The sequence below is a fragment of the Aeromonas sp. R3-1 genome (assembly GCF_040908345.1).
Taxonomy (GTDB): domain Bacteria; phylum Pseudomonadota; class Gammaproteobacteria; order Enterobacterales; family Aeromonadaceae; genus Aeromonas; species Aeromonas veronii.
This window is the reverse complement of sequence record NZ_JBFODN010000192.1, coordinates 1-26292: the sequence shown is the minus strand read 5'-3', so window position 1 is coordinate 26292 and position 26292 is coordinate 1. Positions and strand designations below refer to the sequence as shown.

Genomic DNA, 26292 nt, shown 5'->3' with positions numbered 1-26292 from the left:
TGATCCCATGCCGAACTCAGAAGTGAAACGCGGTAGCGCCGATGGTAGTGTGGCATTCGCCATGCGAGAGTAGGACACTGCCAGGCACCCAATTTAAGAACCCCGCTCATCGAGCGGGGTTTTTTATTGGCTGCAATTCAGCACGTCACCGAATTATTAGACTTTCCCCTTCTTGTCATTCATTGATTACCCCTCTAAAGCCCCAAAAAGACCTCTTTTCCTGTTCGATATTTGCTCACTGGTTCAATGGGTTGGATATAAAAAACACAGAATGTGATGCCTCTACCTTTCTCGTGATGTTTCCTCTGGTTTAATTCTTCAGTCCATATTGATGGACCAAGGAATCACAATAATTTAAGGAATAGACCCATGTTCAAAAGAACAGTAACGATGATGCTGGCGGCGGGAACCCTGGTATTAGGCGGTTGCGCATCCAATGGTGGTGCAGAGCAGGCTGGGGCAGACAACGGCGATTTCGGTGGCAAGTCCATCTACCTGCGCGGTGAGATGAACGACTGGATGGCCACTGATGAAAGCAAGGTAGTCAAGGTGGCCGACAAGCTCTATATGGCCAAAGGCACCCTCAAGAAAGAGTGGGCCCCCTACAAGTTCAAGTTTGCTGATTCAGGCTGGAGCTGCGGTACCAACTTTGGCTATAAGAGCCCGAGTGATGGTGTTGCCGTGTTGGGTGGTGAGGCGGTGCCGGTCAACCCATGCTCCAAGTATGAGGACATGAAGTTCTCACCAGATGCTGATGGCGTCTACGAGTTCTATCTGAATATGGCGGGTGAAACGCCGACCGTTTACGTCAAGAAGCCCTGATCTATCTCTGAGTGTTAAATATCTCAGCAAATTAATCAGTTAAGTGCCCTGGTCCAGAAATCTGCTGGCCGGGGCATTTTTTTAGGTTAGAATCGGCGCCCTCATGGCATCAGGTGTACTATATGTTGTGCCATTAATTTTAGATGGCACCATTAGTTGTGTTTTCTGCTGTTGTCATGATGTTGATGCATTCACATAAGGTTGATTGAAAATGGCTAAATCGAACCCGGTGCTGGAGAGTGAGCTTGGCTCCCGCCTTATCCCCATGCAGGAAACGTCCCTCGAGATCTGGGATAGCAAGTATCGCCTCAAGAGCAAGGATGGCACTCCCATCGACAGCTTTATCGATGAGACTTACCAGCGGGTAGCCCGTGCGTTGGCAGAGCAGGAGCTGGAACCGGAGGCCTGGTATGAGCCGTTCCTGTGGGCGTTGCGCAATGGGGCCATTCCGGCGGGCCGCATCACCTCCAACGCCGGGGCGTTTGAGCACAAGCCTGCCACTTCAACCATCAACTGTACTGTTTCCGGTACCATCGAAGATTCGATGGACGATATCCTCGGCAAGGTGCACGAGGCCGGTCTGACCCTGAAAGCCGGTTGCGGTATCGGCTATGACTTCTCGACCCTGCGCCCGCGCGGTGCTTTTGTCTCCGGTGCCGGTGCCTACACTTCCGGCCCGCTCTCCTTTATGGATATCTATGACAAGATGTGTTTCACCGTCTCGTCAGCCGGTGGCCGTCGCGGCGCCCAGATGGGCACCATGGATATCCGCCATCCCGATGTGATCGAGTTTATACAGGCCAAGCGTGAAGATGGCCGCCTGCGTCAGTTCAACCTCTCTCTGCTCATCACCGAAGATTTCGTCAAGGCGGTGAAAGAGGATGCCCCCTGGTCGCTGATCTTCCCCTATACCGCTAAAGAGGTGGAGCAGGATGGCATTGGGCTGGACGATCCCGCTCAGGTGCTATGGGCCGACTGGCCTAACAAGGAAGGGGTCGTGTTCAACGAGTTGGGGCAGGTCGCCTGCAAGGTCTACAAGACCATGCCAGCCCGCAAGCTGTGGAATGTCATCATGACCTCCACCTATGACTATGCAGAGCCCGGCTTCATCCTGATCGACAAGGTCAACCAGATGAACAACAACTGGTTCTGTGAAGAGATCCGCGCGACCAACCCCTGTGGTGAGCAGCCGTTGCCGCCCTACGGTGCCTGTCTGCTGGGCTCGGTCAATCTGACCAAGTTTGTGCGCGACCCTTTTACTGAAAACGCGGCATTCGATTGGCAGGCGTTTCGCAAGGTGGTGGCCATCTTTACTCGCATGCTCGACAACGTGGTGGAGATCAACCAACTGCCGCTGGCCAAACAGCGCGAGGAGATCACTGCCAAGCGCCGTCACGGCATGGGTTTCCTGGGGCTTGGTTCGACCCTGACCATGCTGCAGATCAAGTACGGCTCTGCGGCATCCGTAGCCTTTACCGAGCAGGTATCCCAGGAGCTGGCGATGACCGGCTGGCAGGAGTCCCTGCGTCTTGCCAAGGAGAAGGGCCCAGCCCCCATCATGGAGCAGGAGTTCGAAGTGACCGGCAAGATGCTGCGTCTGCGCCCGGAAATGGCGGCTGATGGCATCAAGGTGGGCGACAAGGTGAAGGGCAAGGTGCTGCATGCGCGCTACAGCCGCTACATGCAGCAGGTTGCCGAAGTGGATCCTGCGCTGGTCGCCGAGCTGGCGGAAGTGGGTGGGCGTTTCACTCACCACAGCAGTATTGCGCCCACCGGCACCATCTCGCTGTCACTGGCCAACAACGCCAGCAACGGCATCGAGCCGAGCTTTGCTCACCACTACAGCCGCAACGTCATCAAGCCGGGCAAGAAGAGCAAGGAGAGCGTCGATGTCTACTCCTTCGAGTTGCTGGCCTATCGCGAGCTGGTGAATCCGTCCGCCATGCCCTATGCCGATGATGAGGCGAGTCGTCTGCCGGACTACTTCATTACTGCTGATGACATTACCCCGGCGCAGCATGTGGACATTCAGGCGGCGGCCCAGCGCTGGATCGACTCCTCCATCTCCAAGACTGCCAACGTGCCGACCGATTTCCCGTTCGAGCAGTTCAAGGACATCTACATGTATGCCTCGGACTCCGGCCTCAAGGGCTGCACCACCTTCCGCTTCAATCCGGAGGCCTTCCAGGGCGTGCTGGTGAAGGAGAAGGATCTGGAGAACACCCTGTACGATTTCACCCTGGAGGATGGCTCCGTCATTTCCGTCAAGGGGAACGAAGAGATCGAATACGATGGCGAGCTGCATACGGCCGCCAACCTCTACGACGCCTTGAAAGAAGGCTATTACGGTAAATTCTGAGAACGACATTATGGTCAAGAAGATCGACAAGAAAATCGTCGCCTACAAGGTGCGTACCAAGGATGAGCCGCAAGAAGATCTCTCTGTGCAGGATGACGTAGTGCATATGCACGAAACCGTGCTGCGCCCGGAGCGGCTGATGGGCACCACCTACAAGCTGAAGACGCCGGAACATGTCTCCGAGCACTCGCTGTTCATCACCATCAACGACATCATTCTCAACGAGGGCACGGTGCACGAAACTCGCCGTCCGTTCGAGATCTTCATCAACTCCAAGAGTCTGGAGCACTACCAGTGGATCGTGGCGCTGACCCGCATCATCTCTGCCGTATTCCGCAAGGGTGGGGATGTGACCTTCCTGGTGGAGGAGCTGCGCTCGGTGTTTGATCCCAAAGGTGGCTACTGGAACAAGGGTAAGTATGTGCCATCGCTGATCGCCGAAATTGGCAACGTGATCGAGAGCCATCTCACCGAGATTGGCATGCTCAAGACACCGGGGCTGGACGAGCATCAGCAGGCGTTTCTGGCCGAGAAGCAGGCCGAGTTGAAGGCGGCTCAGGAGGCTGAAGAGCAGCAGGCTGGCAGTGGTTTTCCAGCCAATGCTGCGCTCTGCTACAAGTGCCACACCAAGGCGCTGGTGCTGAAGGATGGTTGCATGACCTGCCTCAACTGCGGCGATTCCAAGTGCGGCTGACAGACATGCCCAAGTAGTTGAACGATAGAAAAAAGACCGGCCATAGCGTCGGTCTTTTTATTGCTGTTTTTATGCGCAATCAAATCAGGTGGCCAAGTGATTTGTTGCGTGATAGTAAAATCGGGCGTAGCGTTGAGGGTAATAAAACTGTCACGGCCGTGTGGTTTCAATGACATCTGAGATTCACACACGTGGCCCTTCAGTGCCAAGGAGGATGCTTATGGACAATACGGACCGAAAGCTGTTTATCCTGGATACCAACGTTCTGCTTCACGAACCCCTCGCTATCTACTCCTTCAAAGAGCACGACGTGCTCATCCCCATGACGGTGCTGGAAGAGCTCGATAACATCAAGGATCGCAACAAGGATGTCAGCCGCGACGCGCGGGTAGCCATCCGTGCGCTGGAAGATGTGTTCCGCGATGCAACCCCGGATCAGATCACCCAGGGCGTGCCGCTGGCTGGCGAAGCGAGCGGCAATATCTGCATCTTCAGCGATCACCATCTGCCGCAGGATGCCGAGGTCTTTACCGACAAGGAGGCCGACAACCGCATCATCAACGCGGCCCTCTATCTGCAAAAGCATGAGTTGAAGCGTCAGGTGGTGCTGGTCACCAAAGACATCAACATGCGCCTCAAGGCCAAGGGGGCCGGGCTTGCTCACGTTGAAGATTACCGCAGCGACCAGCTGATCGACGATATCCGCCTGCTGGCCAAGGGTTTTCAGGTGGTGCCCGGCAGCTTCTGGGAGCGCGTCGGCGAGTGCGAGAGCGAGACCCATGGCCGCGACACCATCCATGTGATCGATGCCAATCTGCTGGAAGGGGTTCACGTAAACCAGTATCTGGTGGATGAGGAGCATTTCTTCGCCGCCCGGGTGCTCAGCCACGATGGCAGCAAGATCCGCATCAAGGATCTGGGCCGCGAGCGACTGATGTCCCGCAAGGCGTGGGGTGTGCATCCCAAGAACGTCTATCAGGGAATGGCGCTGGATGCCCTGCTCGATCCGCACATCGATCTGGTGATCCTGACCGGTCCGGCCGGTTGCGGCAAGACCCTGCTGGCGATGGCGGCGGCGCTGGAGCTGGTGATTGAGAAGGGCATTTACGAGAAAGTGATCGTCACCCGGAATACCCCGGAAATTGCCGAAAGCATCGGCTTCCTGCCCGGCACCGAGGAGGAGAAGATGATGCCCTGGCTGGCGGCGGTGACCGACACCCTGGAGGTACTGCACAAGCAGGACGAGAACATGAGCGGCTCGCTCAGCTACATCATGGAGAAGGCCAATATCCAGTTCAAATCGGTCAACTTCATGCGCGGGCGCAGCATCCAGAACACCTTCGTATTGCTGGATGAATGCCAGAACCTGACCGCATCCCAGATCAAGACCATCATCACCCGCTGCGGCGAGGGCACCAAGATCGTCTGCTCCGGTAACCTGGCCCAGATCGACTCCAACTATCTGAGCCCGGTGACCTCGGGTCTCACCTACATCGTCGAGCGTTTCAAGGATTTCGACGGCAGTGCCAACATCTTCCTCAATGGCGTGGTGCGCAGCCGACTGGCTTCGTTCGCCGAGGAAAACCTCTGATTAAACTGAATATTTCCAGATACAAAGGGAGGCCAAGCGGCCTCCCTTTTTTGATCATGGCGCAGTCTTTATTCCCAAGGGCTATTGGCCAAGATAGCGCAGCAGTCCCGGGTGGTCGCTGTTTTGCAGAATATCCGGCTTGCCTTGCAGGGCGATGCGTCCCTCGTCGACAAACAGCACCTGATCGGCAATCAGCTGCGCATCCTCCGGATTGTGGGAAACCATCAACACGGTAATGCCCTGTTCGCAGGCGAGGCGCGCCACTTCGGCCAGCATCTCCCGGCGCAGGGCGGGATCGAGAGCAGAGAAGGGCTCATCCAGCAGCAGCAGCGGTTTGCCGCGCACCAACGCGCGAGCCAGCCCGACCCGCTGCTGCTGGCCGCCGGAGAGCTGTTCAGGTAGGCGGCTTAGCATCTCGCCAAGACCGACCCGCCCGGCCGCCTCGTTTACCTGTGCCCGTTGGGTGGCACTCAGGCGCAGGCCAGGGTGCAGGCCGATGGCGATATTGTCGAACACCGACAGATGGAGGAACAGGTTGTGATCCTGAAACAGGGTTGTGACTGGTCGCTCGGCCGGGCCCAGCGGCAGCAGATCTTCGCCATCGAAGCTGAGACGGCCTGATTCCACCGGCACGAAGCCAGCGATCATCCCGAGCAGGGTCGACTTGCCCGCGCCGCTTGGGCCTATCAGCGCGGTGATCTCCCCCTTGGGCAGGGTCGCGCTGAAGCTGACGCGCCAGTCGGGGTAGCTGGTTACCAGCGTATCAATGTTCAGCATGTTTTCCTCCAAGCCCCCGTTCCACCAGCCAGAACAGGGAGAAACAGAGCGTAAGCAGCAGGAGAGCGGTGGCGGCTGCTTCGGTCAGCCGGTAGCTGCCAAGCTGTTGGTAGAGCAGCCAGGGCAGGGTGGTGAGCTCCTGACTGCCAAACATGGCGATGGCACCGAGATCCCCCAGCGAGAGGATCATCGACAGCGCCATCGCTAGTGCCAGCGGGCGGCGCAGCAGCGGCCACTCCACCAGCCGCAGGCGATGCAGGCCACGTACCCCCAGACTGTCCGCCAGCCGGTCATACTGGCGTACCACCAGCTGCATGGGGGCGGAGAGGGTGCGCAGCACGTAGGGTAGCGCCATTAGGGCGTTGACCAGCACCACCAGCCAGGGGCCGAGGGCGAACACGTCGGCAAAGGACATAAACAGGATGAAGAGACCGGTGGAGAGCACCACCGCCGGGATCATCAGGATCACCGAGCCGCTGGCTTCCCACAGGGCGGCAGCCCGTCGCTTGCGAGCCCGTACCCGCAGATGACGGCTGGTGAGCAGCAGTGCGCCACCGAGCAGGGTGGCCAAGGCACCGGCTGCTAGTGCAATCAACAGCGACTGGCCGCTCGCCTGCCACAGTTTGGCGGAAGTGAGCGCCGTCAGCAGACCGGGGTGGAGGCCAGCGACGACGATGGCCAGCAGCGGTGGCAGAAAGATGGCGAGGCCGATACAGAGCGATAAGAGATCCACCACGGCCGTGCCTGGCTGATGGCGATCCGGCCGCAGACAGGGACGACGGGGAGTCACCCGACTGGCCGGCGTAGTCTGCAGCTTGTGCTGCAGGAGCAGCAGGGTGGCGGTCAGGATCAGCTGCACCAGCGCCAATCCGCCAGCGGTGGCGAGATCGAAGTCAAAGCGCAGCGCCTGATAGACGGCCACCTCCAGGGTGGTCGATTTCGGCCCGCCTCCCAGCGCCAGCACTGTGGTAAAGCTGGTGAAGCAGAGCATAAAGATGAGGCTGGCCAGCCCCGGCAAGATGCCGCGAATAAGCGGCCACTCCAGCAGCCGGAAGATATGGGATGAGCGCATGCCGAGCTGGCTGGCGAGGCGCCAGCTCGATTCGGGGATGCTCTCTATGCTCTGCAGCATCAGGCGGGCCGCCAGCGGCATGTTGAAAAAGACGTGGGCCAGCAGGATGCCGAACAGGCCGTAGAGGTAGTTGCCGGGATCCAGCCCCAGTGACCGTAGCAGTTGCGGTAGCCACCCTTGCTTACCGTGTACCGCTACTATGCCGAAGATGGCGATGATGACCGGCAGTACCAGCGAGAGACCAAACAGCTTGATCAGCAGGGTTCGGCCCATGAAACGGCGCCGCGCCAGCGCGCGGGCCACCGGAATGGCCAGCCCCAGGCTTAGCAGGGTGGAGAGCAGTGCCTGCCCCAGACTGAAGCCCAGCACATGGCGCAGATAAGGATCTGCGAGCAGGGTGCGGGGGGCCAGCGAACCGGCCTGCCACAATAGGGCCGCGAGCGGCCCGAGGGATATCAGCAGGATCAACAGGGTGGCGGCACTACCCGGCAACCACCAGAGGGGACGAGCCTGTGGTTTCAGATAACGGTTCACTGGGTGACGGCTTGCAGCCACTCGCGGATCCACCCTTTGCGATTGGCAGCCACCTCATCGCTGCTGAAGGCGAGCGGCTTGGCTACGGTGATCATCTGCTCGAAGCCCTTGGGCAGCGGCGTGTCGATAACCGGATACATCCAGTTGCCGGTCGGGATTTCCTGCTGGAAGGCGGGGCTCACCATAAATTGCAGGAACTGGTCAGCCAGCTTCTCCTGTTTGGCGCTCTTCAGCTTGGCGGCCACTTCTACCTGACGGTAGTGACCCTCCTCAAACGCCGCCGCCTGATACTGGGGCTTGTTCTCGGCAATCAGGTGATAGGCCGGAGAGGTGGTGTAGGAGAGCACCATGTCCGCCTCGCCATCGAGGAACATGCCATAAGCCTCTGACCACCCCTTGGTGACGGTGACCGTCTTTTTGGCAAGCTCGGCCCAGGCGGCAGGCGCCTTGTCGCCGTAGACAGACTTCATCCACAGCATCAGCCCCTGCCCCGGGGTAGAGGTGCGGGGATCCTGATAGATCACTTTGAGGTCGGGGCGCTCTACCAGCTCTTTCATGCTCTTGGGCGGCTGCTTGAGTTTGCCCTTGTCATAGACGAAGGCGAAGTAGCCGTAGTCGTAGGGGACGAAGGTGTCATCCTGCCAGCCTCCCGGCACCTTGATGCCATCCAGCTTGGCAGGATGGGGGGCGAACAGACCGCTCTGCTTGGCTTCGCTGATGAGGGCATCGTCGAGCCCCAGCACCAGATCGGCCTTGCTGTGGTTGCCCTCCAGCCGCAGCCGGTTGAGGATGGCTACCCCATCTTCGAGGGGAACCATATTGAGGGTGCAGTCGCACGCTTTCTCGAAGGCCTGTTTGATCTTGGGCCCCGGACCCCACTCGGCAGTGAAAGAGCTGTAGGTGTAGACGGTGAGGGTGTCGGCGGCGAACACATTGGCCGACAGCAGGCCGGTGGTGACTAGCAGCAGGGTCTTCATGGGTGGCACTCCCTATTACTTGTTAATAACGAGGTGCCAGCGGGTGAGGGCGCAAAAAAATGAGCGCCATGCCTCAAATTCCTCCGCCAGCATTATCTGGATCAGGTACACGGGTATAATCTCAGCGGTAAACCGCACCCCGTTTGAGAAACGAACCGCATTGTATTAACGTTCTTTTGGGTAGACCAGCACAATTGTGCAATACCCATGAGATGACGCCCACCCAACAGAGGATGTTCGCGTGCTTACCAATACCAAGGAAAGGCGTGCCTTTGCGCGCATGGTCATCAATGCTCCGGTCACCGTCTATCAGCAGCAGCTGGTGCTGGAGGGGATCTGCCGGGATCTCAGCGCCAACGGCATGGGGATTGCGGTCTCTGAACACCAGCTCGACATCAATCAGCCCATCCGGATCAGTCTTGCCACCAACAACAACCTGTTGCCTCCCTTTGAAGCCCATGCCCGTATTATCCGGGTGCTGGAGGAGGAGAGCGGGTTGCTGCTGGCGGTAGAGTTTCTGCCTCAGGGTTAATCCTCTCTCCCCATCGGCAGAGGGAGGGAATTAGCCTTTCTCCTGAACCGGCTGCACACTCAACTGCTTGCTATCGACCAGCGTTTTGCTGGTCGATGCTATTTGGCCAGCAGGCAAGGTGGCGGGACCGGTAGGTTCGAGCAACAGGTAGTTCTGCCCCTGCCAGTTGAGGGTCACATCCCCCGGCTTGGCGGGCAGGTCAACGGCCAGCAGGGCATGGCCGGGGACGAACACCATGGCCTGTTTCAGCTCTGGAAAGAGCTGGGCCAGCATGGCGGCCATCAGGGTTACCTTGCTGTCGCAGTCCCCCCGGTTCTGCTCCAGCACCTGACGGGGGGATAGAAATCCCTTGCCCTGCCTGCCGTTCAGGCTGTCGAGCTGCTGATAGGGGATGCTCTGGATAAAGGTGAGCATATGGGCCACGGTTTTCTGGCGCGCTTCTGTTTCGGTACTGCCCTGCTGTTTGAGTTGATCCGCCAGTGGAGCCAGCCCGCTGCGACTCTCCAGCGCGATGCGCACATGATCCTGCTTCACCGCCAGCTGTCCGTCCGGGGTGTTGAAGTACTGGAAGTAGTGTTTGGTCAGCCACGCCTGCTCCTCTTTGCTCCGCTTGGACTGCAGAAAGGCCATCGCCTCGCGCGCCTTGTCCTGATTGCGGCTTTTCAGATGCAGCTCCAGCGAGGGACGGGCGAGGGTGAACTGCACCTCGGGGTAGTTCTGGCGCACTTCCCGCAGCAACACCTGCAGGACCTCCTCCTGCATTCTGGCCGGGCGATAGGCGATGAGAGGCGGCAACTTGCCCTGTTCGAGCCGGTAGGTGAGCTGTTGGGGTTTACCTTCGCTATCCTGCCAGCCGACGCTGATCTGGCCGAGGCTGTTGTTGAAGCTGGTTTGGCTGGCCCCCGCAGGCAGGGCAAGCAGCAGGGCACAGAGCAGAGGGATTGCCGTCGGTCTCTTCATCATCCTTTCCTGTGGCACGGGCCAGTTCCGGTGGCCCAAAGTGGGAAGCGTAGCGGACAGTAAAACAGGGAGCCGAAGCTCCCTGTTGATTCTACTCGTTTTTTTGCAACTGGCGCGTTAAATCCAGCTCGGCTGCTTCGCCTCAAAGGCGCTGATAGCTGCCTCGTGCTGCAGGGTCAGACCGATGGCATCCAGCCCGTTGAGCAGGCAGTAACGGCGAAACTCATCGATCTCGAAACCGAAGCAGAGGCTACCTGCACGTACCTGATTGGCCTCCAGATCCACCTCGATCTCGATGCCCGGCTTGGCGGCGACCAGCTGGAACAGGGCATCGACCTCCTTCTCCTTCAGGCGCACCGGCACCATGCCATTGTTGATGGCGTTGCCGTAGAAAATGTCGGCAAAGCTCGGCGCTATGATGGTCTTGAAGCCGTAGTCGGCCAGCGCCCAGGGGGCGTGCTCGCGACTAGACCCGCAGCCGAAGTTCTCGCGGGCCAGCAGAATGCTGGCACCGGCGAATTGCGGCTGGTTCAGTACAAACTCGGGGTTTGGCTGCTGGCCGGCATCGTCCAGAAAGCGCCAGTCGTGGAATAGGTGCTTGCCAAAACCAATGCGGTTTACTTTTTGCAAAAACTGTTTGGGAATGATGGCGTCGGTGTCGACGTTGGCGCTGTCGAGGGGGACGACGATCCCTTTATGCTGTTTGAATCCTGTCATCGAAATGTCCTCTTACAGTGCGCGAATATCGGCGAAGCGGCCGGTGACGGCGGCAGCGGCGGCCATGGCCGGGCTCACCAGATGGGTGCGGCCGGCGCGGCCCTGACGCCCTTCGAAGTTGCGGTTGCTGGTGGAGGCGCAGCGCTCCCCCGGTTGCAGCCGGTCGTTGTTCATCGCCAGACACATGGAGCAGCCCGGCAGGCGCCACTCAAAACCGGCCTCGATGAAGATCTTGTCCAGCCCCTCGGCTTCGGCCTGGGCCTTCACCTGTTCGGAGCCCGGCACCACCAGCGCCTGCACGCCAGCGGCTACCTTGCGACCGCGAGCGATGACGGCGGCGGCGCGCAGATCCTCGATGCGGCTGTTGGTGCACGACCCGATAAATACTTTGTCGATGGCAACGTCGGAGAGCTTCTGACCCGGTTGCAAGTCCATGTAGGCGAGCGCCTTGCGGGCTGACTGCTGCTCCATCAGATCGCTGAAGGATTCCGGCGCCGGAATGGGTTCATTAACGGCAATCACCTGCCCCGGGTTGGTACCCCAGGTGACCTGTGGGGCGATATCGGCGGCATCGAGCATCACTTCGGCATCGAAGTGGGCACCATCGTCGCTCTTGAGGCTCTGCCAGTAGGCGATGGCCTGCTCCAGCACCTCGCCCTTGGGGGCGAATTCCTTGCCGCGAATGTAGTCGATGGTGGTCTGGTCGGGGGCGATCATGCCCGCCTTGGCGCCCAGCTCGATGGCCATGTTGCACACCGTCATCCGCCCTTCCATGGAGAGGCTCGCAATGGCATCGCCAGCGAACTCCACCACGTAGCCGGTACCACCGGCGTGGCCGACCTTGCCGATAATGGCCAGTACCACGTCCTTGGCACTGATGCCCTCGGCCAGCTTGCCGTTGACCGAAATGCGCATGGTCTTGGCGCGGCCCTGTTTCAGGGTCTGGGTCGCCATCACATGTTCCACTTCGGAAGTGCCGATGCCAAACGCCAGCGAGCCGAAGGCGCCGTGAGTGGCGGTGTGGGAGTCGCCGCAGACGATGGTGGTACCGGGCAGGGTGATGCCGAGCTCGGGGCCCATCACATGGACGATCCCCTGATATTTGTGGTTGAGATCGTAGAGGCGAACCCCGAACTCTTTGCAGTTGTCGGCCAGCGTCTCCATCTGGATTCGGGCCATCTCGCCGGAGGCGGCGATGTCCTTGGTGGTGGTGGAGACGTTGTGATCCATGGTGGCCCAGGTCAGGTCCGGGCGGCGCAGCTGGCGGTTCATGGCGCGCAGGCCGTCGAATGCCTGCGGGCTGGTCACTTCATGCACCAGATGGCGGTCGATGTAGATGAGGGGGGTCTCCCCCTCCACTTCCCGTACCACGTGGGCGTCGAATACTTTCTGATAGAGGGTCTTGGCCATTGCTTCTCTCTTCCTTGTTCTCTGTTATGCGGCTCAGATCCGGGCGGCGATCTGGCTACCCATCTCGGACGTGCTCTGCACCGGATGGCGGGCGCTGGCCTGATGCAGGTCGGCGGTGAAGTAACCCTCGGCCAGGGTCTGGGCCACGGCCTGCTCGATGGCTTGAGCTGCGGCTTCCTGGCCCAGGCTATAGCGCAGCATCAGGGCGGCGGAGAGGATCTGGGCGATGGGGTTGGCAATGCCCTTGCCGGCGATGTCCGGCGCCGAGCCACCGGCCGGCTCGAACAGGCCGAAGCCCGATTCGTTGAGGCTGGCTGAGGGGAGCAGTCCCATGGAGCCGGTGATCATGGCGCACTCGTCGGAGAGGATGTCGCCGAACAGGTTGGAGCAGAGCAGCACGTCGAACTGGGACGGATCCTTGATGAGCTGCATGGTGGCGTTGTCGATATACATATGGCTCAGCGCCACATCCGGATAGGACTTGGCGACTTGCGTCACCACCTCACGCCACAGAATGGAGGAGGCGAGCACGTTGGCCTTGTCGATGGAGGTGACCTTGGACTTGCGCACCCGGGCCGACTCAAAGGCAATCTTGGCGATGCGCTCAATCTCGAAGCGATGGTACACCTCGGTGTCGAACGCCTTCTCGTTCGCCCCTTCTCCCTCGCGCCCCTTGGGCTGGCCGAAGTAGATGCCGCCGGTCAGCTCGCGCACGCAGGCGATGTCGAAGCCGCGATCGGAGATGTCGGCACGCAGCGGGGAGAACTGTTCCAGACCGGTGTAGATGCGGGCCGGGCGCAGGTTGCAGAACAGTTTGAAGTGGGCACGCAGGGGCAGCAGGGCGCCACGCTCAGGCTGATCGTTGGGGGGCAGATGTTCCCATTTCGGGCCGCCCACCGAGCCAAACAGCACGGCATCGGCCGCTTCACAACCTTTGATCGTGCTTTGCGGCAGCGGGGTGCCGTGGTTGTCGATGGCAATACCGCCCACGTCATGGCGATCATACTCGAAGGCGAGGCCGAACCTGGCCTGCACCTTCTCCAGCACCTTGATGGCCTCGGCCATCACTTCAGGGCCAATGCCGTCACCCGGCAATACTGCGATCCGATAACTGCTCATACACTCTCCATCCTGATATTGTCTTTGAGATCCCTCTGTCCGGTTTCTCCGACGCTGCGCGCGGTTGCCGGTTCAGACGTTCCCCGTCCTGATGTTGTCATTCCATGCCGTCTGTGTGGCTGTGAGTCCTGCTCAGACGGTTTCTGATTTGATGCTGTTATTGCGTTCCATCTGCTCGGCTACCTGATCGGCGCGCCAGATGCTGTTGATCACATGGAGCAGGGCATGGGCCGAGGATTCGATGATGTCGGTGGCCAGTCCCATGCCGTGGAATTTGCGCCCCTTGTACTCGGCGACGATATCGACCTGACCGAGGGCATCTTCCCCTTCGCCCTTACTCTTGAGGGCATATTTGTCGATGCGGATCTCATAGCCGGTGATGCGGTTGATGCACTGGTAGACCGCATCCACCGGGCCATTGCCGGTGGCCGCTTCGCAGATCAGATCCTGCCCCACCTTCAATTTGACCGAGGCGGTGGCCAGCACCGAGCTGCCGCTCTGGACCCCGAGGTACTCCAGCTTGAAGTGCTCCGGCTCTTCGTGGATCTGGCTGAAGAAGGCCAGCGCTTCGAGGTCGTAGTCGAATACCTGCCCCTTCTTGTCGGCCAGGGTCAGGAACTTGCCGTAGAGGTGGTCGAGGTCGTAGCTGCTCTCGGCGTATCCCATGGACTCCATCCGGTGCTTGATGACGTGACGGCCGGAGCGGGAGGTCATGTTGAGGTTGTTCTGGGTCAGGCCGATGCTCTCGGGAGTGATGATTTCGTAGGTATTTTTCGCCTTGAGCACCCCATCCTGATGGATGCCGGAGCTATGGGAGAAGGCGTTGGCCCCGACGATCGCCTTGTTGGGTTGCACCGGCATGTTGCAGAGCTGGCTGACCAGCGTGCTGGTGCGATGAATTTCGCTGTGGCGGATATTGGTTTGCACCCCCAGCAGGTCGGCGCGGGTTTTGAGGATCATCGCCACCTCTTCCAGCGAGCAGTTGCCCGCCCGTTCGCCGATGCCGTTGATGGTGCACTCGATCTGGCGGGCCCCCATCTGCACCGCGCCGATGGAGTTGGCCACCGAGAGCCCCAGATCATCGTGGCAGTGGACCGAGATGATCGCCTTGTCGATGTTGGGTACCCGGTTGAACAGGGTGTGGATGATGCCGGAGAATTCGGTCGGCACCGTGTAGCCCACGGTATCAGGGATATTGATGGTGCGGGCGCCAGCCTTGATGGCGGCCTCCACCATGCGGCAGAGATTATCGATCGGCGTGCGGCCTGCATCCTCGCAGGAGAACTCCACATCATCGGTGTAGCGCAGGGCGTGCTTGATGGCGCCGACCCCCATCTCCAGCACATCCTCGAAGCTCTTTTTCAGCTTCCTCTCCACATGGATGGAGGAGGTGGAGATAAAGGTGTGGATTCGAAACGCCTCGGCGACCCGCAAGGCTTCACCGGCGGCGTCGATATCCTTGGGCAGGGCGCGGGCGAGGGCGCAGACACGGCTGTTTTTGATGTGGCGGGCGATGGTTTGCACCGATTGAAAATCGCCGGGAGAAGAGACCGGGAAGCCCACCTCCATGACGTCGACACCGAGCCGCTCCAGTGCCTGGGCGATCTGCAGCTTCTCCTTGACTGTCAAACTGGCCGCCAGGGCCTGCTCACCATCACGCAAGGTGGTGTCGAATATGATGACCCGATCTGACATGTGACTTCCCTCTTCCTAAGTTCGGTAACGTGCATCCTGCGGCGGCATAAAAAAACCCGTGCAGGGTGCACGGGTTTTTGTAAATTCCGGCTATGCCTTAGCCCGGCTACAAGGATCCCGCGCGAGTTAACGCGATTAGGGAGATTAGTAGTAGCGGGGTGGCAATACGCATGACGTTGTTATTCCTTCCAGTCGATAACGCTTTTACCAATATCGAGATTTTTATGCTGTGTCAACACGGAAGGTCAGGGGCAATCTGCTGACGTATTTAATCGGATTGTAAAGGATTGCAAATTTCCTTGTCCCATATTCGGCCCATGACCGATTATCTGGTCATTCCTGCTGTGCTCTATTCTCTGCACAACCAGATCGACTTATCAGCATTGGCTGAATTATCTGAGGTGTTAAATGGAAAAACGTAGACCTGGTCGTCCGGTCGGACGTTCTGACATTCGTGACAAGTTGCTTGCTGCCGCCCGTGAGCGTTTTCTCAATACTCCCTATAGCAAGGTGACTACACGCGAAATCGCGGAGCTTGCTGGCTCCAATCTGGCAATGATCCACTACTACTTCGGCAGTAAAGAGGGTCTTTACAAAGCGGTGTTGGGCGATGTGGCCGAACCCCTCGACCATGCTTGGCAAGATGAACACAGCAATCACAGCCTCAACGAGCTGCTCAACACCTACTATCAGGTGATGGCGCCCAACAGCGAGCTGACCTCTGCCATCTCCAGCGCATTGTCGACCGAGAAGAGCCCGGGCCGGGATTTTGTGCTGAACCGCCTGCTGGAACGTCAGCTGCCGCAGTTCGATGCCCTGCTGGAAACCATGAAGTCTAACGGCGAGCTGGGTGACAACCTGGATCCCGACATGCTGAAGATCTCCTTCCTCAGCATGATGTGGCAGCCGTTCGTGATGAAAGATCTCTACGAGCAGGTGTTTGGCCTGAAAGTGGATGAGCACTTCATGGCTCGTCTGGCGGACCACAACTGCCGTCTGATGGAGACCGGCCTGCGCGGCAGCCACTGATTTTGCCGCCACATCGAGATTAAAAAGGGCCATTCGGCCCTTTTTTCATAAATCTGTTATCCCTTGTTCAACGTAACGTCATCCCGCTTTCTTACTCTGCAAGCAGAATTCAGGGAAGGAGGGGATATGAACAAGATCCAGCAATGGGACCTGCAGGTGTGTCGGGTCTGCCTGCTTCACGGCTACAACCGGCAGCAGGCGAGGGTGAGTCGTCTCATTTCCCGCACCGGTGATGGCCCGCTTTACGCCGTGCTGGCCGCCCTGCTCTGGTGGCAGGGGGAGGCAGAGCGGGAGTTGGTGCGACTGGCGCTGCTCGCCTTTGCCATCGAGTTGCCTCTCTATCTGCTGCTGAAAAACAGCCTGAAACGGCAACGGCCGGTCGGTTTGCCGGTCTTTATCACTCCTTCAGATCGTTACAGCCTCCCCTCCGGCCACACCGCTGCCGCTTTTCTGATGGCCACCATACTGGCCACCGGCTTTCCGATCTGGGCGCCCCTGCTGTTTGGCTGGGCGGCGCTGGTGGGGGCATCCCGGTTGCTGCTCGGGGTACACTACCTGAGCGATCTGGTTGCCGGTGCCCTGCTGGGTGGCGGTTGCGCCGTGCTGGCGCTCAGCTGGAGCCACTCATGAGGATACTGTTCGGGGTGCAAGGCACCGGCAACGGTCATATCAGTCGCAGTCGCACCCTGGCGCGGGCGCTGCGCACGGCAGGGGTCGAGGTAGATTATCTCTTTAGCGGCCGCCCTGCCGACCGCTACTTCGACATGGAGGAGTTCGGCGCCTACCGCGCCTTTCCCGGCCTCACTTTTGTCAGCCACGAGGGGCGAGTTTCTCCGTGGCGCACCCTGCAAGCCGCCTCGCCGCTCACCTTCTGGCGGGATCTGCGGGCTCTCGATTGCAGCGAATACGATCTGGTGGTGAGCGATTTTGAGCCGCTGACCGCCCACGCTGCCCGCCGCTATGGCAAGCCGAGCCTCACCGTCAGTCATCAGGCCAGCTTCAACTGGCCCATCCCGCGTTGGGGGGAGGATGGGGTCAGCCGCCAGCTGATGCGCCACTTTGCTCCTGTGGATCAGCCGCTCGGGCTGCACTGGTTTCACTTCGGTCACCCCTTGCTGCCGCCGGTGATCGACCCTATCGCCGCTGCGCCGGATAACGGCGAGATCCTGGTCTATCTGCCATTCGAGCAGACCGAGGCGATCGCCGCCTTGTTGTCGCGCTTTGGTCAGCAGCGCTTCGTCTGCTTTCACCCTGCCATTCGCACCCCGAGCCAATGGCGCAATCTGCGCTTCGAGCCGCCGTCGCGACACGGGTTTATCGCCGTGCTGGCCGGTTGTCGCGGCGTCATCTCCAACGCGGGTTTCGAGCTGGCTTCCGAGGCGCTCACCCTCGGCAAGAAACTGCTGGTCAAACCCCTCGGCGGCCAGTTCGAGCAGCTGACCAACGGCAAGACGCTCGAGATGATGGGACTGGCGACCCTGATGGATGTGCTCGATGCCAATCTGGTGCGCACCTGGCTCGACAGCGCCTCGCCGGGGGCGGTTTGCTACCCCGATGTAGCGGGGGAGCTGGCCCGCTGGCTGGCGGCGGGCGCTGACGAGAGCGTGGCCTCTCTGTCACGGCGGCTCTGGGCGCGCACCCTGTTTCCGGAGGAGGTGAGTGATCGCCTGAGCGAGCTGGATGGGGGCGACTGTTTATCCAGTTGCTGGTTATCGCAAGTGAGCGTTGTTGACTAGACTGAAAGGCGATCCCACCAAGGAGAGGATGGAGCAAATGCGCTTTACCAATGAAAACGGCGAAGTCATGAACTTGGCTGACAATCTCACCCTGCACGAGTTGCTCGATATGGGTGTCAGCATCTCGGTCAGTGAAGAGACCGATCCGGATCAGCAGATCTGGCTGGCGGAGCCGGATCAGGAGAACTGAGTCATCATCCGGCATCAAGCCCACCGCTGAACGGTGGGCTTTTTTGTGGCTGTTTTCCCCCTCAGCGGAATGATCCGCTGGCCATTCCCCGACTTCCTTCCCTTTTGTCTCATGGTCGCTGCGGCAAGTCATTGAATGTTAATAGCCGGTTGAAATGTATGACTGTTCTGGTCAGATAAAGCCGTGGACAAGCGTTATGAAGCGGGTTAAGTTGGTTTTTCACCCTATTTTCGGGTGAATGACGGAAAAATCCTTTTTTTCTACTGTCGACGGGGCTGAATTGGGCCGAGCTGCATTCAGATAACAACAAGAAACGGATCGGGCCGTGCCGGGAAGCACGGCATCGTCGGCGGGATTCGCTAAACGGAGCAAAGCCTGGAGGGCTTTATCATGGAGATGTTATCAGGCGCCCAGATGGTGGTTAGAGCGCTGGAAGATCAGGGAGTTGAGCACGTCTTCGGCTACCCTGGTGGCTCAGTGCTCGACATCTATGACGCTCTCTTCGAAAACGGCAAGATGGAGCATGTCTTGGTGCGGCACGAGCAAGCCGCGGTTCACATGGCTGACGGTTACGCCCGTTCCACCGGCAAGGTGGGGACTGTGCTGGTAACGTCAGGCCCGGGAGCGACCAACTGCATTACCGGTATTGCCACCGCCTATATGGATTCCATTCCGCTGGTGATCCTCTCCGGCCAGGTGCCGACCAGCATGATCGGTGAGGATGCGTTCCAGGAGACCGACATGATCGGTATCTCCCGCCCAGTGGTGAAGCACAGTTTCCTGTGCAAGAAGGCGAGCGATATTCCCGAGGCCATCAAGAAGGCCTACTACATTGCTGCCAGCGGCCGCCCGGGGCCGGTGGTGGTGGATCTGCCCAAAGATGTGCAGAACCCGAAAGAAAAATTCCCCTACCAGTATCCCGAGACGGTCTCCCTGCGCTCCTACAACCCGACCAAGTCTGGCCATAAAGGGCAGATCAAGCGGGCAGCCAAGCTGCTGGTAGAAGCCCAGCGCCCGGTGATGTACGTGGGCGGTGGCGCCATCAACGCCAATGCGGACCATCTGGTGACCAAACTGGCGGAGCTGCTGAACCTGCCGGTGACCACCACCCTGATGGGGCTGGGGGCTTTCTCCGGTGTCCATCCGCAATTTATCGGCATGCTGGGGATGCACGGCACCTTCGAAGCCAACAAGACCATGCACAACGCGGATCTCATCTTCGCTGTCGGTGCCCGCTTCGATGACCGCGTCACCAACAACGTGGCCAAGTTCTGCCCAAATGCGACCGTGGTTCATATCGATATCGACCCCACCTCCATCTCCAAGACGGTGCAGGCCCATGTGCCTATCGTCGGCTCGGTGGAAACCGTGCTGGAGCAGATGCTGGAAGTGATCCGCGAGTGTGGCTTCGATAACGACAAGGAGGCGCTGGCGGACTGGTGGAGCCAGATCAACCAGTGGCGCTCCCGTCACTGTCTGGCCTACGAAAAGTCGGCTACCCAGATCAAGCCGCAACAGGTGATCGAGACCCTCTACAAGGTGACTCAGGGTCAGGCGTTTGTTGCCTCCGACGTGGGCCAGCACCAGATGTTTGCGGCCCTCTACTACCCGTTTGCCAAACCGCGCCAGTGGATCAACTCGGGGGGCCTCGGCACCATGGGCTTCGGTATTCCGGCAGCCATGGGGGCCCAGTTTGCCAACCCGGATGCGGTGGTCTGCTGCGTCACCGGCGACGGCTCGGTGCAGATGAACATTCAGGAGCTCTCCACCTGCATGCAGTACGGAGTGCCCATCAAGATCATCTCCATCAACAACCGTGCACTGGGCATGGTCAAGCAGTGGCAGAAGATGTTCTACGGCGGCCGTCACAGCCACTCCTACATGGAGTCCCTGCCGGACTTCGTCAAACTGGCGGAAGCCTACGGCCACGTCGGTATCGCGGTGAGCGATCCGGCCGAGCTGGAGAGCGCCATGGAGAAAGCCTTCGCCATGAAGGATCGACTGGTGTTCATGGATATCTCGGTCGACCCGGATGAGCACGTCTATCCGATGCAGATCAAGTTTGGCGCCATGGATGAGATGTGGCTGAGCAAGACGGAGAGAACCTGATGAGACACATCATTTCAGTACTGCTGGAGAACGAATCCGGCGCCCTGAGCCGCGTGGTGGGCCTCTTTTCCCAGCGCGGCTACAACATCGAGACCCTGACGGTGGCGCCGACCGAGGATCCCACCCTGTCGCGCATGACCATAGTCACCATGGGTGACGAGCGGGTGCTGGAGCAGATCCAGAAGCAGCTGCACAAGCTGGTGGATGTGCTCAAGGTGTGTGACTTGAGCGAAGGGGAGCATATCGAGCGGGAGATCGCGCTGGTCAAGGCGCGTGCCACCGGTGGCGCCCGTGACGAGCTGAAACGGCTGGCGGATATCTTCCGTGGCCAGATCGTCGACGTCACCCCCGAGCAGTACACGGTGCAGCTGGTGGGCACCAGCGAGAAGCTGGATGCCTTTATCAAGACTGCCGCCCAGACCAACGAGATCATCGAAGTGGTGCGCTCCGGCGTCTGCGGTATCTCCCGGGCGGACAAGGCGCTGCGGCCCTGATGGCTGGCGGGACAGCTGATGACGCGTCAGCTGCCGCAGAGTGAAAGGAAAGAGGGCTCTGCGGAGCCCTCTTTGTTTGGTTTTGCTTTACGAGGGTAGGGATGATGTTCGGTATTCATGATCTTGCTCTGTTTATGGTCTCGGGGCTGCTGCTCAATATCATGCCGGGGCCCGACTCCCTGCTGGTCATGCTGCGCAGCGGTTCGCAAGGGTGGCGTGCCGGTTCGGTCGCGACCCTTGGCATCGGCACTGGTGTCATGGTGCATGTGTTGGCGGCGGCCCTCGGTCTGTCGGCCCTGCTCAGCGCCTCGGCCGAGTTGTTTGCCCTTATCAAGCTGGCTGGCGCCATTTACCTCATCTATCTGGGGTTCTCCCTGCTGCGCCAGCAAACGACGGGTTCCATGGAGAGAGGGGCCACTCTGCCTGCACTCTCCTATGGCCAGATTTACCGGCAAGGGGTGCTGACCAATGTGCTCAATCCCAAGGTGGCGCTCTTTTTTCTCGCCTTCGTGCCCCAGTTCATCGCGCCGGATGCCCCCGACAAGGCGCTCGCCTTTATCCTGCTTGGTTGCATCTTCAACCTGGGCGGCATCATCTGGTGTCACCTGCTGGTCTTTACCACCGTCTATGCCAGCCACAAGGTACGGTTGTCGCAGCGCCTCGGTCGCTGGCTCAACCGGGGCATCGGCACCCTGTTTGTCGGGCTCGGGATCAAGCTGGCCAGCGACTAGCTCGCCGCTTTCTGACCTGGGGCAGATTATCGTGCGCCGCGCTGTGGTATGGTCGGCGGTTAGTTGCGGGGCCAGCCCCGCTCTCTCTTTTTCAGGTCAGCCCCACTGGCCGCAGCAGCGAGATCCCTTGCCCAGATGAACATCGCCCGGCTCAAGAACTTTACCGAGATTGTGAAGAACAACTTCAACATCTCGGCGACGGCGGAGAAGCTCTATACCTCCCAGCCGACCCTCAGCAAGCAGATGAAGATGCTGGAAGATGAGCTCGGGCTCGCCCTCTTTACCCGCAAGGGGAAAAATTTGGTCGGCTTGACCAGCGCAGGCGAGCAGGTGATGGAGTTGGCCAAGGGGGTAGTGGCGCAGGTGGAGCAGATCAACCTGCTGTCGCTCGGGGAGCAGCTGGCCACCAGCGGGGTGCTGCGTATCGCCACTACCCACACCCAGGCCCGCTACAAGCTGCCAGCGGTGATCACCGAGTTCAGCCGTCGTTATCCCGATGTGGCGATCCAGCTTCATCAGGGGGCACCTGCCCAACTGGCCCAGATGGTGCAAAGCGGCGATGTGGATATGGCGATCGCCACCGAGTCCATGTATCTGTTCGACGAGCTGGCCGCCGTCCCCTGTTATCGTTGGGGGCGCAGTGTGGTGGTGCCCCACGGTCATCCACTGATCGACTGCCAGCCGCTGTCGATGGCGGATCTGGCCCGCTATCCCCTCATCACCTATGTGTTCGGCTTTACCGGCCGCTCCAAGATGGACAAGGCCTTCAGCCGTCACGGCCTCTCGCCGAAAACCGTGCTGACCGCCACCGACACCGACGTGATCAAGCACTACGTCCGGCTCGGCATGGGGGTCGGGGTGATTGCAAGCGTAGCCTTTGACGAGGGGGATAGGGAGGCTCTGGTGAGCCTCAACATCGACCACCTGATCGCCTCGAGTGCCACCCACATCTGCCTGCGCAAACATGCCCATTTGCGTGACTACATGTACGACTTTATCCACCTCTACGCCCCCCATATCAGCCGGGAGACGGTGCAGCTGCACCTTATCAACCAGCCGCCCGCTGCCAATATGGCGGAGTTGCCGTGGCTCTAACCGCGGGTTGTTTGTCGTACACAGAGCAAAAATACAGAGACAAAAAAGAGAGGCCTTGGCCTCTCTTCTGGTTTTATCGGTATGCGGGATTAAGCTCTGCGGGTCGCCAGATTGATAAAGATCTGGGCTCCGACCAGCAGGCAGTCGTCATCGAGGTAGTAGGGATTCGCATGCAGGTAGTTGCAGATCCCTTTGGCCTGACAGCCGCTGCCGAGGAAGAACATGGCCCCCTTGCGGCCACGGCAGGCGTTGACCATATAGCTGAAGTCTTCGCTGCCGGTCATCGGCTGACCCTGAGCGTTGATCCCCTCGGAGGGCAATACGTCGGCGGCCGCTTGCAGCAGACGGGCGCAGGCATCGGCGTGGTTCTCGACCGCCGGATACCCGGCATAGACCATCTTGGTCTTGAAGCCGCGCAGTTCGCTCTGGGCCACGATCTCCTTGAAGCTGTTCTTCAGGATCTGGTCGGTCTCGGCATCCATGGCACGGATGGTGCCACGCGCCTGCACATGGTCGGCGATGGCGTTGGGGATGGTGCCGCCGTTGATCATGCCGCAGCCGAATACCGCCGGGCTGAACGGACTGGTGCGCTTGGCAACGATGTAGTCCATATCCTCGATGATCCGCACCGCTTCGCGGATGGCATCCAGCCCCTTGTGGGGGGTGGATCCGTGGGCGGAGATACCATGCACATCCAGCGTCCAGGCAGAGCCCCAGGAGGACATGACACCGTGGTTGAACTTGATGGTGCCGGTCTCCATGGCGCCGTCGTTATGGAGGGCATAGACCTCGTCCACCCCCTTCATGCAGCCCAGTTCGACCATCTTCTCGGCGCCCGGCACCCGCATATCCTCTTCCGCCATCTGGAAGATAAAGCGGATGTTGTACTGCAGGCGATCGCGGTTGGCGGCCAGAAACTTGGCCGCAGTCAGGGCGATCGCCATATGGGAGTCGTGACCACAGTTGTGAGCCATCCCCTCGTGGGTCGACTTGAACGCAACGTCGCTCAAGTCGTGCATCTCGAGGCCATCCATGTCGGCACGGAAGGCGATGGTCGGCAGTACCGGGTCAACCACCAGATCGCCGTGGAAACCGGTGAAGCCCGGATAGTCGGTGAGACGGTAGCCAAAGCCTGTCATCAGCTCGCGGCAGTAGGCCGAGGTCTTGAACTCGACGCCGGAGGCCTCCGGAATGGTGTGCAGATGGTGGCGCACTTCCTGACTGAAGTCGCGCAGGGCCAGCAGGGCCGGTTCAATGTGGATGTTGTTCATCAGATGATCCCTTGGATGGAGAAGCCGAGCTGGGCCACCAGCGAGGCGCCGAAGAAGCAGCAGGTGGAGACGATCATGAAGATCAGGATCACTTTCCAGGACATCTTCTTCAGCTCTTCCAGCTGACCGCCCACCGAGAGACCGGCAAAAGCCAGCAGCGGTACGCAGCAGGAGAGGAAGGAGATCTTGGCGACGGCGTCGATAAAGAGACCGCGCACCGGGGTTTCCGGCAGGCAGATCAGAATGCCGATGATGGTGGCATAGGCAAATGCCGGCAGGGAGGAGGGCAGATAGCGCTTGGCAATCAGCGAAGCGAACACCACCAGCGACATGGCGACGAAGCTGTCACCCATAAGCCAGAGCGGAGTGCCGGTGGTCAGGGTCTGGGTAAACATAGCCAGCAGGATCGCCAGAAAGACGAACCGCATATCCATTACGATGCTTTTCATACTTTCTCTCCTTTGGCAGTCAGGGCATAGATTTTTTCAGCGAGCGGCAGACCCAGATAGGTAAGGGAGAGGGCGCCGAGGGCAGACGAGAGCAGGTTCGAGGCTGCCGCGATACTCAGCACCTGCTGAGCCAGCGCTTCGTCGAGACCGTTGATCAGGGCGCCGGAGGCAGCGCTCAGCATGGAGCCTGAGCCCACGCCGGAGCCGGCAGCCAGTGCCAGCGGGTGCAGGCCGGTGAGCGGAGCGATACTGCCCAGCACGCTGAACCAGAGGGTGCCGATAACGGAGCCGCACAGGTAGATGGCCAGCACGCCGATGTACTCCTGAGAGCCGGTGCCGAACTTGCCCTGAATTACCGCGACAGACGGCTCACGGCTGATGGAGGAGCAGGCCCCGATGGCGCGGCGGCCAAAGCCGAACTTCACCGCCAGCGGGATGGCGATCAGGATCGGCAGCAGGTTGCCAATCTCCTGCAGGAACAGCGGTACGCCGACGCTCAGGATCATCTTCAGGTTGGGGATGATCATCCCCGCGTACTGGGTACCCAGGATCAGCAGGCTGAAGCCCACCATCTTGCCGCAGAAGCCCTCTTCTTTCTCGGTGAAGAGACTCTTCCAGCCGGGGATGCGATCCTTGACCGGCTTGGCGGAGACAATCATGCCAATGATGACGGCAAAGAGCATCGGCAGGATCGGAATGATGGCGATGCCTATCTTGATCTCCTGCTTGCCTATCAGGTACTGGGCCACAAAGATCAGCATGGCGGTTGCCAATATGCTGACCGTGACCGTCTTGAGGGGGCTGGTTTGCTGCATAGTCTTTTCTCTTGTTATTCCCATGTGTGGCCATCGTCAGGATTGTCCAGACCGATGATGGGGGCATCATAGGGAGCGAAGAGGGGCAGGAATGTGACCTTCATCAAGCTGGCCATATGGCATTTTTTCATGGGGTATGCCCTTTAACCCTCTGGATACCAAGGGTTAAATGTCGTTAACAGAACATCAGCATTGGCAGGACAAGATAAGCAAACAGGAGTGAAATGGCGACACCGCCCCGCAGGGCGGTGACGCGTATCAGACGGGTGTTTTGAGGCGGGCACTGCGCAGCAGCAGGGGAAGCTGGTAGAGCACCAGGGCGCCGAGTACCAGTCCGGCACCGACCAGTTTGGCGCCGCCGAGGGGTTCGTTGTAGAAGAGGGTGCTCAGCAGCAGAGTCCAGACCGGCTCCAGCAGCATCATCAGGGCGGCGTGGGCGGTAGTCATCTTGCTCAATGCGTGGGTGAGCAGCCAGTAGCGCAATGTGGTGGCGATCAAGACGCTCGCCGCAAACCAGCCCCAGATGCCGTGGCTGACTCCAGCCTCGGGCCACTGTTCGGTCAGCAGGGAGAGCAGGGTGCCGAGCAGGCCGGTCATCGCCAGCTGGATGCAGGTGAGCCAGGTGGGGGCAATGGATTGGGCAAAGTGGCGATGGACGGCGAGCTGGATGCCGAGAGTGGTGGCCGCCGCCAGAAACCAGAACAGCGAAAGCGACACGCCCCAGTGGGTACTGCTGGAGAGCAGCAACAGGCCCACGATGGCGATGGGTAGGGTGAGCCAGTAGTGGCGGCCAGGCTTGGCCCGAAAGGCTCCCCATGCGGCCAGCGGGGCCATCAGGGTGGCGACGCTCATGATAAAGGCGCCGCTGCCCAGCGCATCGCTCTGGCTGATGGCGGTGACCCACAGCAGCAGGCTGGCGCCGAGCAATGTGCCGCAACCGGCAGCGCGCACCAGTTGGGCGCGAGTCGGCGGTGGCTCGCGCAACCAGGCCAAGGGCAGCAAAAGCAGCGCCGCCAGCAGAAAGCGGCTGCCGATAAAGGCGGCGGGGGGCAGTTCGCGGATCGCCTCTTTCGAGAAGAGCCAGCCAGCGGCGGCCAGCAGGGTGACCAGTACC

25 protein-coding genes and 1 riboswitch are annotated in these 26292 nt (G+C 59.9%); of the genes, 13 read left to right on the top strand and 12 right to left on the bottom strand.

Annotation, left to right across the window (positions count from 1 at the left end; all coding sequences use genetic code 11):
• Window positions 1-369 precede the first annotated feature (369 nt).
• From AB5Y85_RS11870 to AB5Y85_RS11855, 4 genes are all read left to right on the top strand, one after another.
• Window positions 370-822: a pullulanase gene (locus AB5Y85_RS11870; RefSeq protein ID WP_031227982.1), complete on the top strand. Its 453-nt coding sequence runs from the start codon at window positions 370-372 to the stop codon at window positions 820-822.
• A 211-nt stretch (window positions 823-1033) separates the two neighbouring features.
• Window positions 1034-3181: an adenosylcobalamin-dependent ribonucleoside-diphosphate reductase gene (locus AB5Y85_RS11865; protein WP_257687154.1), complete on the top strand. Its 2148-nt coding sequence runs from the start codon at window positions 1034-1036 to the stop codon at window positions 3179-3181.
• 10 nt (window positions 3182-3191) lie between these two features.
• Window positions 3192-3875 carry an NrdJb gene (locus AB5Y85_RS11860; protein WP_257687155.1) on the top strand — a complete coding sequence of 228 codons (684 nt, stop codon included), beginning with the start codon at window positions 3192-3194 and terminating at the stop codon, window positions 3873-3875.
• Between the two features lie 220 nt (window positions 3876-4095).
• On the top strand, window positions 4096-5466 hold the full coding sequence (locus tag AB5Y85_RS11855) for a PhoH family protein (RefSeq protein ID WP_257687156.1): 1371 nt from the start codon (window positions 4096-4098) through the stop codon (window positions 5464-5466).
• An 81-nt stretch (window positions 5467-5547) separates the two neighbouring features.
• Here the strand turns inward: AB5Y85_RS11855 and thiQ are convergent, their stop codons facing one another.
• The 3 genes from thiQ to thiB are packed head-to-tail and all read right to left on the bottom strand — an operon-like array spanning window position 5548 to window position 8826.
• A complete protein-coding gene (gene thiQ / locus AB5Y85_RS11850; protein ID WP_257687157.1) occupies window positions 5548-6243 on the bottom strand; it encodes a thiamine ABC transporter ATP-binding protein in 696 nt (231 codons plus the stop codon).
• Window positions 6230-7849: a thiamine/thiamine pyrophosphate ABC transporter permease gene (thiP, locus tag AB5Y85_RS11845; RefSeq protein WP_257687198.1), complete on the bottom strand. Its 1620-nt coding sequence runs from the start codon at window positions 7847-7849 to the stop codon at window positions 6230-6232. Before thiP ends, thiQ begins: the two co-directional genes overlap by 14 nt.
• Window positions 7846-8826: a thiamine ABC transporter substrate binding subunit gene (gene thiB / locus AB5Y85_RS11840; protein ID WP_257687158.1), complete on the bottom strand. Its 981-nt coding sequence runs from the start codon at window positions 8824-8826 to the stop codon at window positions 7846-7848. The genes thiP and thiB overlap by 4 nt, the downstream gene beginning before the upstream one ends.
• Window positions 8827-8887: 61 nt before the next feature.
• Window positions 8888-8978, bottom strand: a riboswitch (TPP riboswitch).
• A gap of 89 nt (window positions 8979-9067) precedes the next feature.
• On the opposite strand from thiB, the gene AB5Y85_RS11835 reads away from it, so the two are divergent.
• Window positions 9068-9358 carry a PilZ domain-containing protein gene (locus tag AB5Y85_RS11835; RefSeq protein ID WP_005339160.1) on the top strand — a complete coding sequence of 97 codons (291 nt, stop codon included), beginning with the start codon at window positions 9068-9070 and terminating at the stop codon, window positions 9356-9358.
• A gap of 30 nt (window positions 9359-9388) precedes the next feature.
• On the opposite strand, the gene AB5Y85_RS11830 is transcribed toward AB5Y85_RS11835, so the two are convergent.
• The 5 genes from AB5Y85_RS11830 to leuA form a co-directional block, all read right to left on the bottom strand.
• On the bottom strand, window positions 9389-10318 hold the full coding sequence (locus tag AB5Y85_RS11830) for a hypothetical protein (protein ID WP_005339158.1): 930 nt from the start codon (window positions 10316-10318) through the stop codon (window positions 9389-9391).
• Window positions 10319-10435: 117 nt separating this feature from the next.
• Entirely contained in the window at window positions 10436-11035 is a 600-nt protein-coding gene (gene leuD, locus AB5Y85_RS11825; RefSeq protein ID WP_257687159.1) for a 3-isopropylmalate dehydratase small subunit, read from the bottom strand.
• A 12-nt stretch (window positions 11036-11047) separates the two neighbouring features.
• Window positions 11048-12445: a 3-isopropylmalate dehydratase large subunit gene (leuC, locus tag AB5Y85_RS11820; protein ID WP_257687160.1), complete on the bottom strand. Its 1398-nt coding sequence runs from the start codon at window positions 12443-12445 to the stop codon at window positions 11048-11050.
• Window positions 12446-12478: 33 nt separating this feature from the next.
• Window positions 12479-13564 carry a 3-isopropylmalate dehydrogenase gene (gene leuB / locus AB5Y85_RS11815; protein ID WP_257687161.1) on the bottom strand — a complete coding sequence of 362 codons (1086 nt, stop codon included), beginning with the start codon at window positions 13562-13564 and terminating at the stop codon, window positions 12479-12481.
• Window positions 13565-13696: 132 nt separating this feature from the next.
• Window positions 13697-15259 carry a 2-isopropylmalate synthase gene (gene leuA, locus AB5Y85_RS11810; protein ID WP_257687162.1) on the bottom strand — a complete coding sequence of 521 codons (1563 nt, stop codon included), beginning with the start codon at window positions 15257-15259 and terminating at the stop codon, window positions 13697-13699.
• Window positions 15260-15667: 408 nt separating this feature from the next.
• Here leuA and AB5Y85_RS11805 point away from each other — a divergent pair, with 408 nt between their 5' ends.
• The 8 genes from AB5Y85_RS11805 (at window position 15668) to AB5Y85_RS11770 (ending at window position 22643) form a co-directional block, all read left to right on the top strand.
• Window positions 15668-16288: a TetR/AcrR family transcriptional regulator gene (locus AB5Y85_RS11805; protein ID WP_005349170.1), complete on the top strand. Its 621-nt coding sequence runs from the start codon at window positions 15668-15670 to the stop codon at window positions 16286-16288.
• Window positions 16289-16414: 126 nt separating this feature from the next.
• Window positions 16415-16918, top strand: coding sequence for a phosphatase PAP2 family protein (locus tag AB5Y85_RS11800; RefSeq protein ID WP_139461288.1), 504 nt, complete (start codon window positions 16415-16417; stop codon window positions 16916-16918).
• On the top strand, window positions 16915-18024 hold the full coding sequence (locus AB5Y85_RS11795) for an MJ1255/VC2487 family glycosyltransferase (RefSeq protein WP_005358199.1): 1110 nt from the start codon (window positions 16915-16917) through the stop codon (window positions 18022-18024). Before AB5Y85_RS11800 ends, AB5Y85_RS11795 begins: the two co-directional genes overlap by 4 nt.
• 37 nt (window positions 18025-18061) lie before the next feature.
• Entirely contained in the window at window positions 18062-18214 is a 153-nt protein-coding gene (locus AB5Y85_RS11790; protein WP_005339147.1) for a hypothetical protein, read from the top strand.
• 390 nt (window positions 18215-18604) lie between these two features.
• Window positions 18605-20323 (top strand): acetolactate synthase 3 large subunit, encoded by a 1719-nt coding sequence (locus AB5Y85_RS11785; RefSeq protein WP_005339146.1) that lies wholly within the window; start codon window positions 18605-18607, stop codon window positions 20321-20323.
• A complete protein-coding gene (gene ilvN / locus AB5Y85_RS11780; RefSeq protein ID WP_005341183.1) occupies window positions 20323-20817 on the top strand; it encodes an acetolactate synthase small subunit in 495 nt (164 codons plus the stop codon). The genes AB5Y85_RS11785 and ilvN overlap by 1 nt, the downstream gene beginning before the upstream one ends.
• Before the next feature lie 104 nt (window positions 20818-20921).
• Entirely contained in the window at window positions 20922-21548 is a 627-nt protein-coding gene (locus AB5Y85_RS11775; protein WP_257687199.1) for a LysE family translocator, read from the top strand.
• Between the two features lie 135 nt (window positions 21549-21683).
• A complete protein-coding gene (locus AB5Y85_RS11770; protein WP_257687163.1) occupies window positions 21684-22643 on the top strand; it encodes a LysR substrate-binding domain-containing protein in 960 nt (319 codons plus the stop codon).
• An 89-nt stretch (window positions 22644-22732) separates the two neighbouring features.
• Here the strand turns inward: AB5Y85_RS11770 and AB5Y85_RS11765 are convergent, their stop codons facing one another.
• The 4 genes from AB5Y85_RS11765 to AB5Y85_RS11750 form a co-directional block, all read right to left on the bottom strand.
• Window positions 22733-23914, bottom strand: coding sequence for a M20 family metallopeptidase (locus AB5Y85_RS11765; protein ID WP_257687164.1), 1182 nt, complete (start codon window positions 23912-23914; stop codon window positions 22733-22735).
• Complete coding sequence (locus tag AB5Y85_RS11760) at window positions 23914-24363, bottom strand: hypothetical protein (protein ID WP_005349183.1); 450 nt, start codon at window positions 24361-24363, stop codon at window positions 23914-23916. The genes AB5Y85_RS11765 and AB5Y85_RS11760 overlap by 1 nt, the downstream gene beginning before the upstream one ends.
• Entirely contained in the window at window positions 24360-25178 is an 819-nt protein-coding gene (locus tag AB5Y85_RS11755; protein ID WP_257687165.1) for a DUF3100 domain-containing protein, read from the bottom strand. The genes AB5Y85_RS11760 and AB5Y85_RS11755 overlap by 4 nt, the downstream gene beginning before the upstream one ends.
• A gap of 258 nt (window positions 25179-25436) precedes the next feature.
• The coding region (locus AB5Y85_RS11750; RefSeq protein ID WP_368221481.1) for a DMT family transporter at window positions 25437-26292 on the bottom strand (856 nt) is incomplete at its 5' end.

Bases quoted from the DNA above. Each gene is read 5' to 3' on its own strand.
- AB5Y85_RS11870 (WP_031227982.1), top strand. From the start codon at position 370: ATGTTCAAAAGAACAGTAACGATGATGCTGGCGGCGGGAACCCTGGTA.
- AB5Y85_RS11865 (WP_257687154.1), top strand. From the start codon at position 1,034: ATGGCTAAATCGAACCCGGTGCTGGAGAGTGAGCTTGGCTCCCGCCTT.
- AB5Y85_RS11860 (WP_257687155.1), top strand. From the start codon at position 3,192: ATGGTCAAGAAGATCGACAAGAAAATCGTCGCCTACAAGGTGCGTACC.
- AB5Y85_RS11855 (WP_257687156.1), top strand. From the start codon at position 4,096: ATGGACAATACGGACCGAAAGCTGTTTATCCTGGATACCAACGTTCTG.
- thiQ (WP_257687157.1), bottom strand. From the start codon at position 6,243: ATGCTGAACATTGATACGCTGGTAACCAGCTACCCCGACTGGCGCGTC.
- thiB (WP_257687158.1), bottom strand. From the start codon at position 8,826: ATGAAGACCCTGCTGCTAGTCACCACCGGCCTGCTGTCGGCCAATGTG.
- AB5Y85_RS11830 (WP_005339158.1), bottom strand. From the start codon at position 10,318: ATGAAGAGACCGACGGCAATCCCTCTGCTCTGTGCCCTGCTGCTTGCC.
- leuD (WP_257687159.1), bottom strand. From the start codon at position 11,035: ATGACAGGATTCAAACAGCATAAAGGGATCGTCGTCCCCCTCGACAGC.
- leuC (WP_257687160.1), bottom strand. From the start codon at position 12,445: ATGGCCAAGACCCTCTATCAGAAAGTATTCGACGCCCACGTGGTACGG.
- leuB (WP_257687161.1), bottom strand. From the start codon at position 13,564: ATGAGCAGTTATCGGATCGCAGTATTGCCGGGTGACGGCATTGGCCCT.
- leuA (WP_257687162.1), bottom strand. From the start codon at position 15,259: ATGTCAGATCGGGTCATCATATTCGACACCACCTTGCGTGATGGTGAG.
- AB5Y85_RS11805 (WP_005349170.1), top strand. From the start codon at position 15,668: ATGGAAAAACGTAGACCTGGTCGTCCGGTCGGACGTTCTGACATTCGT.
- AB5Y85_RS11800 (WP_139461288.1), top strand. From the start codon at position 16,415: ATGAACAAGATCCAGCAATGGGACCTGCAGGTGTGTCGGGTCTGCCTG.
- AB5Y85_RS11795 (WP_005358199.1), top strand. From the start codon at position 16,915: ATGAGGATACTGTTCGGGGTGCAAGGCACCGGCAACGGTCATATCAGT.
- AB5Y85_RS11790 (WP_005339147.1), top strand. From the start codon at position 18,062: ATGCGCTTTACCAATGAAAACGGCGAAGTCATGAACTTGGCTGACAAT.
- AB5Y85_RS11785 (WP_005339146.1), top strand. From the start codon at position 18,605: ATGGAGATGTTATCAGGCGCCCAGATGGTGGTTAGAGCGCTGGAAGAT.
- ilvN (WP_005341183.1), top strand. From the start codon at position 20,323: ATGAGACACATCATTTCAGTACTGCTGGAGAACGAATCCGGCGCCCTG.
- AB5Y85_RS11775 (WP_257687199.1), top strand. From the start codon at position 20,922: ATGTTCGGTATTCATGATCTTGCTCTGTTTATGGTCTCGGGGCTGCTG.
- AB5Y85_RS11770 (WP_257687163.1), top strand. From the start codon at position 21,684: ATGAACATCGCCCGGCTCAAGAACTTTACCGAGATTGTGAAGAACAAC.
- AB5Y85_RS11765 (WP_257687164.1), bottom strand. From the start codon at position 23,914: ATGAACAACATCCACATTGAACCGGCCCTGCTGGCCCTGCGCGACTTC.
- AB5Y85_RS11760 (WP_005349183.1), bottom strand. From the start codon at position 24,363: ATGAAAAGCATCGTAATGGATATGCGGTTCGTCTTTCTGGCGATCCTG.
- AB5Y85_RS11755 (WP_257687165.1), bottom strand. From the start codon at position 25,178: ATGCAGCAAACCAGCCCCCTCAAGACGGTCACGGTCAGCATATTGGCA.